The sequence below is a fragment of the Candidatus Sericytochromatia bacterium genome (assembly GCA_035285325.1).
Taxonomy (GTDB): Bacteria; Cyanobacteriota; Sericytochromatia; order S15B-MN24; family JAQBPE01; genus JAYKJB01.
In genome coordinates this window covers 1-14,628 of the sequence record JAYKJB010000136.1, presented here as the reverse complement: position 1 = coordinate 14,628, position 14,628 = coordinate 1, and the positions used below count along the sequence as shown (strand labels likewise).

The 14,628-nt window shown below is 67.8% G+C and carries 6 protein-coding genes and 1 tRNA gene; 5 read left to right on the top strand and 2 right to left on the bottom strand.

Features of this window, described 5'->3' with window-relative positions; genetic code table 11:
* Positions 1-38 precede the first annotated feature (38 nt).
* The 5 genes from VKP62_16705 to VKP62_16685 all read left to right on the top strand — a co-directional run bounded on the left by VKP62_16705 (position 39) and on the right by VKP62_16685 (position 13,589).
* Positions 39-5,690, top strand: a complete 5,652-nt coding sequence (locus VKP62_16705) for an Ig-like domain-containing protein (GenBank protein ID MEB3198834.1) — start codon at positions 39-41, stop codon at positions 5,688-5,690.
* Between the two features lie 134 nt (positions 5,691-5,824).
* Positions 5,825-7,129, top strand: a complete 1,305-nt coding sequence (locus tag VKP62_16700; GenBank protein MEB3198833.1) for a TolC family protein — start codon at positions 5,825-5,827, stop codon at positions 7,127-7,129.
* Positions 7,126-9,294, top strand: coding sequence for a type I secretion system permease/ATPase (locus VKP62_16695; protein ID MEB3198832.1), 2,169 nt, complete (start codon positions 7,126-7,128; stop codon positions 9,292-9,294). Before VKP62_16700 ends, VKP62_16695 begins: the two co-directional genes overlap by 4 nt.
* A gap of 7 nt (positions 9,295-9,301) precedes the next feature.
* Positions 9,302-10,621, top strand: coding sequence for an HlyD family type I secretion periplasmic adaptor subunit (locus VKP62_16690; GenBank protein ID MEB3198831.1), 1,320 nt, complete (start codon positions 9,302-9,304; stop codon positions 10,619-10,621).
* A 16-nt stretch (positions 10,622-10,637) separates the two neighbouring features.
* Complete coding sequence (locus VKP62_16685) at positions 10,638-13,589, top strand: LysM peptidoglycan-binding domain-containing protein (GenBank protein ID MEB3198830.1); 2,952 nt, start codon at positions 10,638-10,640, stop codon at positions 13,587-13,589.
* Between the two features lie 78 nt (positions 13,590-13,667).
* Here VKP62_16685 and VKP62_16680 read toward each other — a convergent pair whose 3' ends face one another.
* A complete protein-coding gene (locus tag VKP62_16680) occupies positions 13,668-14,429 on the bottom strand; it encodes a DUF429 domain-containing protein (GenBank protein MEB3198829.1) in 762 nt (253 codons plus the stop codon).
* A gap of 74 nt (positions 14,430-14,503) precedes the next feature.
* Positions 14,504-14,577: transfer RNA gene (locus VKP62_16675), tRNA-Arg, on the bottom strand.
* Positions 14,578-14,628 lie beyond the last annotated feature (51 nt).

Below are 14,628 nucleotides of genomic sequence, written 5' to 3'. Positions count from 1 at the left end.
GCACCACCACCGCCGATGAGACGGGCAGCTGGACCTATGTGCCCACCACCCCGCTGACGGCCTCCAACCACGGCTTCACCGCGCGGGTGGTCGATGGGGCCGGCAACATCAGCGCCGAGTCCAAGGTGTTCACCGTCTCGGTGGACCTGACGGCACCGCCCGCAGGTGAACTGACGGGATTGACCGCGGACACCGACACGGGGTCGTCCGAGACGGACGGGATCACCTCCAAGCTGCAACCGAAGCTCTATGGCACCGTCGAGTCCTATGCCACGGTTGAACTGCTGGAAAATGGCGTGAAGATTGGTGAGACGATCGCCGACAAGGCCGGTGCCTGGACCATCAGTCCGAACCTGGGGGCGGGCCAACACAACCTGGAAATTCGCGCCATCGATGCGGCGGGCAATGTGGGGCCGAAGAACCCGATCAAGACCATCTTCATCGACGCGACCGCGCCGCTGGCACCGGTCATCTCCGGGTTGGGCAAGGACAAGGATGGCAATGCCACCGATACAGGCACGTCGGCGAACGATGGCATCACCACGGCGGCCAAGCCGGTCTTCCAAGGCATGACCGAACCGGGCGCGACGATCCGCTTGCTGGAGGGCGATCGCCTGATCGGCACGGCCACGGCCGACCGCTTCGGCGCCTGGTCAGTCACCCCCACAGAAGACCTGGCCGCCGGTGCCCACCGCTTGGTGGCCGAAGCTTACGACGTGGCGGGTAACAAGAGCGTCCTCTCCTCGGCGTTCGACATGCGCGTGGACCCTTCCAGCCCCGCCATCCCGGTCGTCACCGGGTTCAGTGCGGCCACCGACACCGGGGCTTCGCCCACGGACGGCACGACGCGTCTTTCCCGCCCCGTGATCCTGGGCAAGGCGAATCCGACCAACCTGGTGGACGTGTTCGTGGCAGGGAAGCTGGTCGGCCAGACCGCGGCCGATGCTGACGGCAACTGGAGTCTCACGCCCACCACCCCGCTGGCCGAAGGGGCGAACCTGGTGACGGCCAAGGCCACCTCCCGCGGCTCCGGTGAAACCAGCGTCGCCTCCGCGGCCTTCAATGCCACGCTCGACACGCTGACGCCGGCGAAGCCCGTCTTCAAGGGCCTGACCCCGGAAACCACCACCAGCAAGACCGTGGTCGACCTGACCTCCAACCGCCAGCCTACGTTGTTCGGGGAGGCGGAAGCCGGCTCGACAGTCGAGGTCTACGACGGGACCGTCCTGCTGGGCAAGCTCACGGCCGCGCCGGACAACACCTGGAGCCTGCCGTTGCTGCAACCGCTCACAGCCGGCACCCACACCATCTCCGTGCTGGTGCGGGACCTGGCGGGCAATGTCAGCCCGAACTCCGATGTGCGCACCTTCACGGTCGACTTCACCGCCCCGGCCATCCCCACGGTGCAGGGCTTGACGGCGGCGACCGACCTCGGCGCCAGTGCCTTCGACGGCTTCACCAGCACGCCCACGCCGGCCCTGACCGGCACCGCCGAGGCGGGGGCCAGTGTCGAGGTGTACGCCGACAAGACCACCTTGCTGGGCACGGCCACGGCGAACGAGGCGGGCGTGTGGGTGCTGACCCTCAAGGACCCCCTGGCAGAGGGGGCGTTCGCCATCTCGGCGATCGCCGTGGACGCGGCCGGCAATGCCAGCCTGCGCTCGGCCGAACGCCAGATCACGGTCAACACCTCCACCACCAGCACACCGGTGGTGCTGGGCCTCTCGGTCTCCAGCGACACGGGGGCCGACCCCACCGACAAGTTGACCCAGAGTGCCCGTCCCACCATCGTCGGCACGGCCGAGAAGTCCTCGACCGTTTCCGTCTATGACGGCACGAAGTTGATTGGCCTGACGACCTCTGACGCCGAGACGGGGCTCTGGGCCCTCACGCCGGTGGATGTTCTGACGGATGGCGGACACACCCTGACGGCTCAGAGCGAGAACCTTGTCGGACGCGTCAGCAGCAAGTCCGACCCGGTGGTGATCACGATCGACCGGCAAGCGCCGACGCATCCGACCATTGTCGGTCTCGACGATGGGGCGGGTGGCGTGGCCGCCGTCAACCAGACGGCCTCCCTGACACCCACCGTGATGGGCACGGTCCCGGCCGATGGCGGGGGCATTACCAACTTGACGATTCTGGTCTACAGTGGCACCACCTTGCTCGGCACCACCCAGCCGGCGGCGGACGGCAAGTGGAGCTTGCCCGTCACCTTGGCCAACGCCGCTCACCCGCTAACCGCCGTGGCCGTCGACAAGGCCGGCAACGCGAGCAAGGCTTCCAGCGTCTGGTCGTTGCTGGTCGACGCCGTGGCCCCGGCCGCGCCGACCGTGACGGGCTTGGCACCGGGCTTCGACGATGGCCTGATTCTCACCGACAGCCTGACGACGTCGGCCAAGCCGACCCTGATCGGCCGGGCCGAACCCGGGGCGCAGGTGACGGTGTTCGATGGCGCCACCAACCTGGGCACCGTGTCGGCCGACGCGGCCGGCAACTGGACCCTGGCGCTCAGCGGGACGGCTCACACGTTGTCAGAAGGGGCGCATACCCTCACGGCCCAGGCCAGCGATGCGGTCGGCAACCAGAGTGCCGCCTCCCTCCCGGTTGACATCCGGGTGGACCTGACCACCCCAGGGGCGCCAGTGGTACTTGGCCTCGCGCCGAACAGCCGCACGGTCGAGGGGCAGGACATCACCCGCCTCGACCGGGTGACGGTGGTGGGAACGGCCGAGGCCGGCAGCGTGGTGGAGGTCTTCGCCGGGGCACAGTCGCTCGGGCGGGCCACTGCCGATTTCGAAGGCAAGTGGGCCCTGGCGACGCCGCTGGCCTCGGGTTCGCACAACCTGACGGCGCGGGCGCAGGACGCGGCCGGTTACACCAGCCCCGCCTCTGCTGTTGTCACGGTTCAGGTCGATGCCAATGCGCCTCTGGCCACCACCGTGACGGGCCTCAAGGCCTCCGATGACACGGGCCTGAGCGCCTCGGACGGGATCACCTCCAAACTTCGCCCGGTTCTGACGGGCAAGGCCGATGCCGGCACGACCGTCTCGATCTGGGATGGGGAGAGCCTGCTGGGCGAACTCGTGACGCCCGGCAGTGGCACCTGGGAATTCACCCCTGGCGCCGACCTCGCGCAGGGTGCTCACCACATCTGGGCCGAGGCCCGCGATGGGGCTGGAAACCGGGGCCCGGCTTCGGCCATTCGCCTGGTCACGATCGACACCCAGCTGCCCAGCGCCACGATCGTGCGCATGGACCCGACCACGGATGACGGCCTCAGCAACACCGATGGCGTGACCAGCGTGACGAGCCCTGCGTTCACGGGCACGGCAGACCCCTTCGCGCGGGTCAACGTGTATGTCGACGCCACATACGTGGGCCCCGTGACGGCAGACAGTCAGGGCATCTGGACCGTCAGCCTGGCCAACAAGAACGGCGGGGTGGGGCCGTTCACGTTGACGCCCGGGGAGCACTTCGTGTACGCCGAACCGGTCGATCAAGCCGGCAACATCGGCACCTTGGTGGGGCCCTTTGCCTTCAATATCGCGGCCAAGCCCTCCAATGTACCGACCGACCTGGCCCTGGCGGCTGGCAGCGATACCGGAGCCAGTGCCACCGATCGCGTGACGGCGCTGGCGCGGCCCACCATCACGGGCAAGGCCTCCGCCAACGCCAGCGTGCAGATTTTCGACGGAGACGTGCAGATCGGCCTGGCGCAGGCCGACGCAGCTGGCGTCTGGACGCTGACGGTGGGAACGGAAATGACGGAGGGGGTTCACAGCATCGGGGCCCGGGAGGTCAACGCCACCGGGGCGCTGGGGCCGATGTCTGCGACGCCTCTCAGCATCACCGTGGACCGCACCGCGCCGACCCGGCCTGCCATCACCAAGGTGACGGTCGACTCTGGCTCCGGTGCCGATGGCGGCGTGACGGGGGACAACACCCCGCAGTTCTCGGGAACCGGGGAGAGCGGCACGACGGTGGAACTGTTCGATGGCAGCAAGTTGCTCGGGCAGGCCGTGGTGTCGACCGGGCAGTGGACCATCACCTCCCCCGCCCTCGACAATGGCACCCACGCTTTGACCCTGGTGGCCACCGACCTGGCCGGAAACAAGAGCACCAGTGCGGCACCGCGCGTCCTGGTGGTGGAGACGACCGTGCCGGAGGCTCCCACCATCTGGGGCCTCACACCGGAAACTGACACGGGCATCTCCTCCGACGACCGCATCACCAACCTCGTGTTGCCGGTGGTGCGCGGTCTGGCGGCCCCAGGCTTGCGCGTCGAGGTCCTGCGTCAGGAAGCAGGCGGCGGTTTCACCAGTCTGGGCACCACGGTGGCGGATGCCACCGGGGCCTGGACCGTGACCCCCGGCTTCGCGCTGACCACAGGCTTCCACCAGCTGGTCGCCCGCGGCGTGGCGGCGACCGGGGCCACCAGTGCGAATTCCACGCCGGTGACCATTGAGGTCCGCTCCGGCACACCGCTCGCGGCCACCATCGATGGCCTCAACGTCGCGACGGATTCGGGGCTGCCGGATGGCGTGACGAACGTGACGCGGCCCGTGCTCGAAGGCAAGAACGCACCGGCCGGCGCCCGGGTAGAGGTCAAGCTCGAGGGTGTGACGCTGGGAACCGCGATCGCCGATGCGACGGGCGCCTGGAGTTATCGTCCGGATGCGCCTTTGAAGGAAGGCAAAAACACCTTCACCGTCGTCACGCTCGATGAAGTCGGCAAGAACAGTCCGGCCTCGGCGCCCTTCACTGTCACGATCGACACCACGGCCCCGGCGATCGCCACGGGCCTGCGCCTGACCTCCGACTCGGATGCGGGGGCCAAGGACAATGACGGCATCACCTCGGACACCACCCCGACCATCGCGGGCGTGGCTGAGGCGGGTGCCTCGATCGTGGTCACGGTGGGCGATGTTCGCGTCACGGCCGTGGCCTTGCCGGATGGCTCGTGGACGGCCACCCTGCCCACCCTCAAGGATGGGCCCTATGCCGCCAGCGTGCAGGTGCTGGACCAGGCGGCCAACCTGAGCGATGCAGCCCCGATGTACACCTTCACGGTCGACACCAAGGCGCCGACCCAACCCGTCATTGCCGGCTTCACGCCCGCTACGGACACGGGCGCCAAGGACACCGACGCGGTCACCAGCGTGACGCGGCCGGTCCTGACGGGGCGGGCCGAAGCAGGCGCCACGGTCGAGATCTACGAAGGGGCCATTCTGCTGGGCGTCGCGGTGACGGATGAGACGGGCACCTGGGCACGCGAGATCGAGCTCGGCCTCGGGGCGCACGAGCTGACGGCCAAGGCCATCGATGTCGCGGGGAACGTGAGCCTGGCCTCTGCGACCAAGGAAGTCCAGATCGTGGAAGCGGCGCCGGTCCCTTATCGCATCGACGTGAGCGAAACCAGTTCGCTGTGGTTGCGCGATTTCGATGCAGGCGGGGAGGATACCCCGGCTTATGTCTATCCATCGGCGGGGGTGATCGGCCTCGCGGATGTGTTGACGGTGGCGGGGCCTGCCGCCTTGCCCGGCCAACAACTCGAGGCTGCCTTGTCGCGGACCCTCGGTCCACGGCCCGACGAGAAGCGTCTGGTGTCGACGGAATCGCCTCTGATGCTGCCGGCAGACCTTCCCTTCCCCCTCCCGCCCCTGGACTGGACGCGCGATGTGATCTGATTCCGCCCGCGCCACGTTCTGTCAAACACCCTCAGGACGCGGCTTGGGACGTTCATCACAGGCTGTTCACCGTCACAAAATTATTGAGCGCGATCACTCACAATGAGATCGGCTCCGGCTTTTGACGGTCGTGCATGTCCGTATCTCGTCTCCCCATCTTGATCAGCGCCCTCGCTGCGATCCTCGTGATCCCGGCGCAGCCGGCCATGGCGTTGACGCTGCTTGAGGCAGTGGAACGCTCGATCGCCCGATCACCCGAGATCGCGTCGCTGAAATCTCAGGTGGAACTCGCTCGGGCCCGCACGGAGATGGCATCTCGCCCGACTCAGCCGCAGGTGGGGCTCGACACGGGCCTGGGCGGGCAGTACAGCAATCTGTTCGGCCGTGGCCCGGCGACTCAGTTTCGACGCGATCTGGGCGCCCGTGCCTCCCAGCGATTGTGGGACGCGCAGCGGACCAACCACAGTGTCGTTTCGGCCGAAAAGCGGGCCCAGGCCGCTGGTCTGGACGTGGAGCTGGCCCGCGAGCGATTGGCCTTGCTCTCGGCGGAGGCGTACCTCAACGCGGTGCGGCGCAAGCAGATCCTCAAACTGACCCAGGAGAACATCACCTACCACCGCTGGCTGGTGGACGTGGCCCGCGAACGCGTGATGCGCAATCAACTGGCCAAGGCGCGCCTGACGGAACTGCAGGCGCGCCTGGCGCCGCTGATGGTCGAGAAGATCGAACAGGAAGCCGAGCTGGCTCGCGCCCTGATCACGCTGAAGGAACTGGCCGGTTCCAGCACCGATCTGCAGCCACCGCCCGAGATGGCGCCCGAAAGTCGACCTCGCCCGGAACCCGAAAAGCTGCTGCCGGAGGTGATGTTCAATCATCCCGCGATCCGACGCGCGACCCTGCTGCTCGAGGCGGCCGATCAGGCCTTCCTGGCGGCCAAGGCCGCTTACTGGCCGGTCCTGGATGCCACGGCCAGTTCGCGGGTGTTGCAGGACGCGGAAGGGTTGCGCGGGGTGCAATGGGACAACCAGGCGATGCTGCGCCTCAACTGGAGCTTGCTGGGGGAGGATGTGCCGGCCCAGGTGCGTGAGGCCGATGCAGCCCGGCAGTCAGCCGCTGCACAAAAAGATCTGGTGTCTCGCGAGATCGCGATCGACGTGCGGCGCTTCTCGACGACTCTGGCCGCCCTGCAAGATCAACAGCGTGTGTTGAAAGATTATCAAGCGGTTGCGAAGTTCTCCATGAACGCGGGTATCGATTATGTAAAACGCACGGCCCGCTTCGCCACCGACATGGTCGCGCTGGCGGAACTGATCAACGTGCGATATCACGCGGAGTCGAACTTCCTGGCCAACCGCGTGGATGTTCAGCTGACGGAGCTGCGCCTGTTGCAGGCGAGCGGCAAACTGTTGCCCAGCCTTGACCGGGCCTATCGCAAATGAGACCCCCTCGTCCCCATCCCCCGCGCAATTACCGTGAGATCGCCCTCTGCCTGGGCTGGCTGGCGGCCCGCTCCGGGCGACCGCTGTCGCCGGACCGCTTGCTGGCGTCCCTGACGGACGGCCGGGAGACGCGCAGCGGCTTCGATATGGAGGGCCTGACGGCCGCCTTGCGACGCACGGGCTTGGCCCTCGAGCCGCTCGGGTTGCCTCGGGGGGAGATTGGCGAGGCGCAGCTTCCGTGTTTCGTGTTTGCCGATGCGCGGGGAGAGAGCGTGATCGGACTGGCTGCCGACGCGGAGGGACGCCTGGAAGCGCGGGTATTTTCAGGCGATTCGCCCGACGGCGAGCCGGCTGACCCGGGGCTGGCCCGCGAAGCGGTGGATGGCCACCTCTATCGCATCTCGCCGCTGCCAGAGCCTCCCGCGGGCGATGATCTCGACACCCTGAAAAAGGCGCGGGGCCACTGGTTCTGGTCGGTGTTCGCCCGGGAGGGTGGGACTTACGCCTACGTGGTGGTGGCGGCCGTGGCGACCAACGTGATCGCCTTGGCGAGTTCACTCTATGTGATGACCGTGTACGACCGGGTCATCCCCAACAATTCGCTGACCACGCTCTGGACGCTGACGATCGGCTGTGCCCTGATCTACGCCTTCGATCTGGTGTTTCGTCTGCTGCGCGGCAGTTTGGTCGATATCGCGGCTCGCCGGTTGGATGTCCTGATCAGTCGCTCCATCTTCGACCACCTGCTGGATGTGCGCCTGGAATTCCGGCGCGGCTCGGCCGGCACCATGGCCAACATGCTGAAGGAGTTCAACACGGTCCACGACTTTTTCTCGTCGGCCACCTTGCTGGCGCTGGTCGATCTGCCGTTTGCGATTCTGTTCATGGCCATCATCTTGCTACTCGCCCCGCCCTGTTTCTGGGTGGTGGTGGCTGCCGTCCCCGTCGTCTTGCTGGCCGGGGCGGTCATTCAGTTTCGCCTGAGTCGACTGTCGCAGACCTCCTATGTCGATGGTCAGGAAAAATTCGGTTCCCTGGTCGAGACCGTCACGGCCCTCGAGGCCGTGCGAGCCCTCGGCGCCGAACGCACCATGCGGCGACGCTGGCGGGAGAAGGTCGGCTCGTCCGCGATGAGCGGTTGGGGGGTGCGCCTCCACCAGCAACTGGCGGTCAACATCGCCATGTCCGTCCAGCAACTGACGACGCTCGGGGTGGTGGTCGCCGGAGTACTGGCGATCGAGGGCGGCGCTCTCAGCCAGGGTGCCCTGATCGCGGCCGTCATGCTCAGCGGGCGGGCGATCGCCCCGATGGGCAGCCTGGCGCAGATCATGAGTCGTGCCAACCTGACGCGAGCCTCGATGAAGGCACTCGACAAGTTTTTCGACACCCCGGCCGAGCGCCCCCTCGGTCGGGCCTTCCTCGATCGCCCGGCGATCCGCGGGGCCTACGAACTGCGCGAACTCAGTTTCGCCTACCCCGGCAATCCGCCCGTGCCCGTGCTTCAGGCGCTGAACCTGACGATCCGTCCCGGCGAGCGCGTGGCCATTCTGGGGCGGGTCGGCAGCGGCAAGAGCACGCTGCTGAAGCTGCTGATCGGTCTGTTTGCGCCCAGCCAGGGCTCCTTGCGGCTCGACGGCGTGGACCTGCGGCAGATCGACCCGGCCCAGTTGCGGGCGCAGGTGGCTTACGTGCCGCAGGCTCCCGTTCTCTTCAGCGGAACGGTCAGGGAAAACATCGCGATCGCCCGGCCGGAGGCCAGTGATGCCGAGGTCCTCAAGGCGGCCGGCATTGCCGGGGCGGATGCCTTCATCCGGCGCCATCCACTGGGCTATGACATGCCGCTCGGCGAGCGAGGCGAGGGCCTGTCGACCGGGCAGCGGCAGGCCATCGCGATCGCGCAGGCCCTGATCAAGCAGGCGGAGGTCTGGTTGATGGACGAGCCGACCAGCGCCATGGATGACCGCACCGAACTGGAATTCTGTCAGGCCCTGGAGCCTCACTTGCTCGGGAAGACGCTGGTGCTGGTCACACACAAGCCCTCGATGCTGGAACTGGTCGATCGCCTTGTGATCATCGACGCGGGCCGGGTGGTCATGGACGGGCCGAAGGAACTGGTGTTGCAGGCCTTGCGTGCGGGCCAGGTCCGCACGCCCGAGCGGGCTTGAGGCGAGCATGATCGCGTCGCACTCGATATCGGCCCGCGGCCTGGAAGAAGCGGCGTTGCAACCTCCGTCCCTGGTGGCTCGTGGCATCGTGCTGTCGCTGGCGGCGCTGGGAGCGGTCGCGATCGGCTGGTCGGCGGTCTCGCTGATCGACATCCGGGCCAAGGGCGTGGGGCAGGTCGTGACGGCCAGTCAGAATCAGGTTGTGCAGAATCTGGAGGGTGGCATCGTTACCGAGATTCTGGCCCGGGACGGCGATCTCGTTCAGCGCGGCCAGGTGCTCGTTCGACTGAATCCGAAAGCAGCCAAGGCCGATCTCAGTGAACTGGAGGTCAATGCCGTCGGCTTGCTGGCCGCCGGCATTCGCTTGGAGGCCGAGGCTCGCGGTGCCTCGCCCGTCTTTCCGCGGGCCCTGCGCGAGCGGGCCCCCGAGGTGGTCAGCAACGAGGAAAGCCTGCATCGCCAGCGCATAAAGTCGCTGTCCAACCAGCTGGAAGTGATTCAAGCCGAGTACAGCGAGAAAAAGGCCGCTCTGGCCGAGTTGCGCGCGCGGGTTCCCTCGATTCAGGAGACCCTGCGCATGATTGCCGTGCAGACCCGGGAAATGGAGTCCCTGGTCAGCGCCGGTTCGGCCAGTCCCGCGGAAATCATCGCCTTGCGCAAGGAGGCTGCGGCCCAACGGATTCAGCTGACCATCGCGCAGGAGTCGATTCCCGGGGCGATTGCGGCGGTGTCGGGCGCCGAACGACGCTTGCGCGAGAAGCGGGCCACCTTTCAAGCCGAGGCCTCGGAGCAACTCAGCCAGAATCGGGTCAAATTCCTGGCCCTGCAGGGCCAGATCGACCGGCGACGCGACCAGGCGGAGCGCACCACCGTGGTGTCCCCCGTCAAGGGCGTCATCAAGACCATGCATGTGTCGACCCAGGGGGAGGTGGTCGCCCCGGGACGCACCATTGCCGAGATCGTGCCGGCTGGGGACAACCTGCTGGTGGAGGCTCGCATCGCGCCGACCGACATCGGCTTCGTGGCGCCGGGGCAGCCGGCCGAGGTCCGGCTGACGGCGTTCGACCACACGATTTATGGCAGTTTGAAGGGGCGGGTCAACCAGATCAGCCCCGATACCGTGCGGGATGAGCAGGACCCGAAACAGATCTATTACCGGGTAACGATAAACACCGAAAAGAGCAGTTTGACGGGCCCTTCGGGGAATTTGCCCATCATCCCGGGTATGATAGCAGAGGTCGATATTCAGACAGGCCGACGGACCGTCCTGGAGTATTTCCTCAAACCTTTGACCCGGGCCAGGGTCACGGCGCTTCGCGAGCGTTGAAGGCAAGGACCGCAAGATGGCACCCCGCAAAAGAAGACGTAAACGCGATACTGCTCAGATCCCGGAAGGGCGTCTGCTGCTCGGTCCTGACGAACATTCGTTGCAGGACGAGTTCGACGCTTTGCAGCGCTTCCTGGGCGATCGCCCCGGCACGGCCCCGATCCTGCTGCGGCGCCTGGGGGAATTGGGCTGCGAGGCGCATATCGACCTGCGTCGCTTGCGTCGCGATCGCGCCGTGCGGTTGCGTCACTTGCCCTCCGTCTCGCGCCGGCGTCAGGCCGCAGCGCGCGTGGCCACCATGTTCGCGCTCGCGATTGGCGGCGCCCTGCTCAGCAGTGCGCCGGCCAGCGCCCAGACGGACTCGCAGGCCGTGGTGCGTGGCGCCCAGGAGAGCGCGTCGCTGATCTTGCGGGTCATGGATGTGGGCAGCGGCAAGCCGCTGTCGGGCGTCCGGGTCAAGACCGTTTCGGACGAAGTGGTCGGCGTGACGGATGCCAGGGGCCAGGTGCAGCTGGCTCAGGAGTTGGCGCGTGAAGGCGTGCTGAGCCTCGAGCGCGAGGGTTATCCCTTGCAGTTGCTGGAAGGCTCCAAGCTATCCGGCCGCAGCATGGTGGGTATGCGGAAGTTTGCCGATGCGGGAGCCCGCGCCAACGGCTTCAAGCTGGGAGGCGCCAGCCCACGTCAGGCGAGTCGTTCCAGCGCGGATGCCGAGGATCCGGCCGAGCGGTTGTTCAGTCTCGCGCTGGAACATGCCAGGCCGCGGGCACCCTACTCTGAGGCTCAGACTGCACCGAAAGGTGCGGAGGGTACAGTGGTGGCGGCAAAGCCGTCCCCCGCGCCGCAACCCGAGGTGGTCGCGGCGCCGAAACCTACCCCCGCTGGGGTGGCGGCGGCTCCCAAGCCGACGCCGAAGCCAGTGGCCGCGGTTCGGCCTGCGCCTTCGCCCACGCCGGACCTGTTCGAGCCCCCGCTGATCGTGCGGGAACTGCCCTCGCCCTCGCCCTCCACCAACCCGGAGGCGCTGACCCTGGCGGCTCTGCCTCGGCCAGCGGGCCAGGCGGTAATCGCGCCGCCCGCCCGTCCGGGGCTTGACCCGTTGACCCCGCCTGCCGCCCCGAAAACGTCCCGGGTGGCCAAGGCGCGTGCGCTGGACAAGGTTCCTGCCGTGACGGCGCAGGTCCCCGTGCCGGCTGTCGAGACGCCCACTTTGCGCGCCCAGAAGCGCGTGGCCAAGGTCGCGACGGCCGACGTCAAGTCGGAACGCGCCGAGGAAGTGGTGCTGGCCAAGGCCCTGCTCGACGAGGCGCGGTCCTTGTTCGACACCGCCCCCAGTTCGCGTGCGCAGAAACAGGTCGCCAAGGTGGCCTCCTCCGACACCAAGGCGCCGCGTGCGCTGCGGGTGGTGATGCGTGACGATCTGGCCGCCTTGGCGACGGCGCCGGAACTGAATCCAGCTCCGTCCTCCGGGAAGCCTGATGGGACCTCGCCGACTGAAACGCCAGCCGGGACGGCGGGCACGCCCGACGGACAATCCCAGCCTCCTGCCGGGGAGACGCCGGACGCCCTGGCCTTGCTCGGCCAGCCCAATGATACGCCGGTCGCTGCGCCTGTGGCGGCCCCGGTGGCCATTTCCCAGCCGGGCCCCGCGGAGCCGCCGCTCAAGGGCTTGCCCGTCTCGGACGAGCCCAAGTTGCCGGCGGCCCCGCCGCGCTTGACCGCGCTGGCGACCAGGGAAACGCCCGAAGCCGATCCCAACGCACCGCAGAAGCCTCAGCTTCCCACCATCGTCAAGGCGCCCGTTCGCACCGCGTTGCGCGAGACCCAGCCTGATGGGGCCGCTTCGCTCGGCCACCCGGGCTTGCGCCTGGCCCCGCGCACCGCGCCCGTGGTCGGGGCGGCCCAACCCTTCTTGCCTTTCCCGCTACCGCGGGCCTTTCAGGGGCCGCAGGTGGCCGTTGCTCCTCCAGCATCGCCCCAGCTCCCGCAGGGCCCCCTCGGGGAGGGACCCACGGCGGCGGTGGCTCCCCCATCGATCAGCGTCAAGCTCCCAGGGGCGCCGCGTCTGATTCCGCACAAGCCCACCGCTGTCCAGGTCGCTGCCTTGGACGATGGCGCTGACGGCGGCCCTGATGGGCACCTGCCGGAAGGTCACCCGCCCGATGGCATGCCGATGGATGATCTGGGCGCCGAACCCGAAGTGTCGCCGCCTGTCCGGCTCCGCCGCGCGCCGGCGCCAGCCGAGCCGCCCGGCTTCCCAGCCCGGCCGGCGACCCATGGGGGTGCTGGCAAGGGGCACGCAGGTCCGGCCGGTCACGCCCCGAAGGGCCACCAGGCGCCCCATTCCGGTCATGCGCCAGCCTCCCGTCAGGCGCCGCGGTCGGGGGCTCATGCGCCGCACAGCGGCGGCGCCTGGCACGGTCAAGCGCAGGGCCACGGGGCCTCTGCCACCGGTCGTTCACCCGCGGCGTCGGCTCACGGCGGCTCCGGGCACGCCGCCCATCGCCGGGGGGCGCCGCCTCCCTCCTATGCCGTCTCTCACCGTCGTGCCGTTCGATATGTGGTGGAACCTGGCGACACGCTCTCCGCGATCGCACTGCGCGAACTCGGGAGCGAGGCTCTCTGGACGACCATATACTATGCCAATCGTGACCAGCTGGTGGATCCACACTGGTTGAAGGTTGGAACGGTGCTCAAGATTCCACGGACCTCCGCGGCGATGGCGGCGGCGGGGGCGCGGGTCCACGTGGTGCAGCCTGGTGACACGCTCTGGGCGATCGCGCGGATGCATCTCGGGGATCCTTCCAAGTGGCCCAAGATCTTCGCCGTCAATCGTCATATCATTCGCAACCCCTGGCTGATCTATCCGGGACAGCGCATCATCCTGCCGCTGCGGGTGGCCTCGGGCATTTCGGATGAGTGGGGGCGGCTGTCCGCCTCGCACGAGCGTGGGGCCGCGCCGCGCACCTAGCTTTCCGGAAGGCAGATAGGCCATCGTGCCTGCAAGGGGGGCCCGACGAAAGCGTCGGGCCGTCACGTCCGGAAGGGCCTACCAGTTGGGCGGGATCGGGGTGAAAACATAACCCTCTTCCAGCGAACCGTAGCTGCGGCAGCGTGCAGGTCCCCAGCGGAATCCGAACAGGGCGATATAGGCGCAAAATAGGGCGTCGGTGGCATCCTCGTATGCCTTTAACGGCGCCCCCCGCAGGAGCGAGACATCCCTGTCGCACCACACCTGCTGGCCCTTCAGGGCGGGCTCGGCCGTCTGCAGGCCCAGCAAGAGCGACTGATAGCGCTTCCACTCGCTGAGGCGCTCCTCACGGGAACGGCGCGGCTTGTCCTTGTAGCGCAGGATGCGAGGCAAGTCGAAGACGCCCACCATTCCGGTGTGTGGATAAACCTCCAGTACCTGACGCCCCTCGTGGCCGGGGACAATGACCTCCCGATGGGCAAAGCCATGCGGCGCGAGGGCGGATACCAGGGCTTCGCCCCTCACCACGCCGTTTTCCGCCAGGAGGCGGCGATTGGCGGGGTAGGTGCCGGCCTGATAGCGGCGAAAGTCGGCGCTAATGGCCCGATCCCCCGGGCGCGTGCCGATTTCGTTGGGCACCTGCAGAGGCGCGTCGACCGCCACGATGGCTGGGCCGTCGGCCGCGTGCTGGAGAATGAACTCCAGAATCTGCGCATCGCTGCTCCGCGTGCCGATTTCCAGCAGGTGGGCGGCATTTGCATCGCCGCGCAAGGCTGCGACCCCGCTCGGACTGCGGGCTGCCCAACCAAGGTCAATGCCGATGAAGACGGCTGAACGCACGCGCCGAACCCCCACACTGGCGTTCCCGGCCGGGGGCGCGCACCGGTCCGCGCCGCAATCGAATTGAAGAACAGCGCGCCCGGCGCGACTCGAACGCGCGACCGTCCGCTTAGAAGGCGGATGCTCTATCCAGCTGAGCTACGGGCGCAAAATGGAGCGGGAGACGGGACTCGAACCCGCAACAACCTGCTTGGAAGGC